The sequence below is a fragment of the Vibrio sp. 1078-1 genome, assembly GCF_033340475.1.
In genome coordinates, this window is record NZ_JAWOWM010000472.1 from 1 (window position 1) to 644 (window position 644).

At 46.9% G+C, this 644-nt stretch carries 1 protein-coding gene and 1 pseudogene; both read right to left on the minus strand.

Annotated features, from left to right (window positions below; genetic code table 11):
• A pseudogene (locus tag R7190_RS28250) lies at nucleotides 1-188 on the minus strand (SCO family protein); the annotation flags it as partial.
• Between the two features lie 9 nt (nucleotides 189-197).
• Nucleotides 198-623: a hypothetical protein gene (locus R7190_RS28255; protein ID WP_020838259.1), complete on the minus strand. Its 426-nt coding sequence runs from the start codon at nucleotides 621-623 to the stop codon at nucleotides 198-200.
• Nucleotides 624-644: the final 21 nt, after the last annotated feature.

Genomic DNA, 644 nt, shown 5'->3' on the forward strand with positions numbered 1-644 from the left:
ATACGAATACGAGGGTCGTTCACATCAAAGACGTTGACTGGTTGATTGTTTTCGCCAAACAACACGCTTTGTTCTGACGAGGCTGTTTTTGAAACGTCTGCGGGTTTATCTAGGCTGTCTAAATAGGTTTTAGTACCGAAACCCAGTACGAATGCGACTACGAGAAAGAGAGACCAATTGCGGCTCATAATGATTCCTTATCTTTGCATTTTGATGGCGGGATAGATGGTGGATTGTCCGTCGGTCAGTTCTCCGACCCACGTCATCGATTCTTGAGTGCAAACGGGCAACACGACTTCGCCAGAGTATTTTCCAGGTGCTATTTTCTTGAGGAGAAACTTCGGCTCGCCCATTTCCATTTCTCTTCCTGAAAGGCTCAGAACCAACTGCTCTGCGTCACTTTTGTTCCACTCAACATCGAGTTTTGCAGGAATAAGGGGTTGAGCATTATCGACATTGAGTGTCATGGTGACACCTTGTTGGACACATGCCGTTGTCGAGAGCAGGCAGTACTCATCAAGTGGTTTGACTGTCGAGGAAGAAGAGAAACTCTTGAGCAGCGTCGGGGCGTAGAATCCCGCAACGAGTGCGACCGCAATGGCGGCAATTTTTAACACTTTCATTAAGGTTCAGCATTTATCACT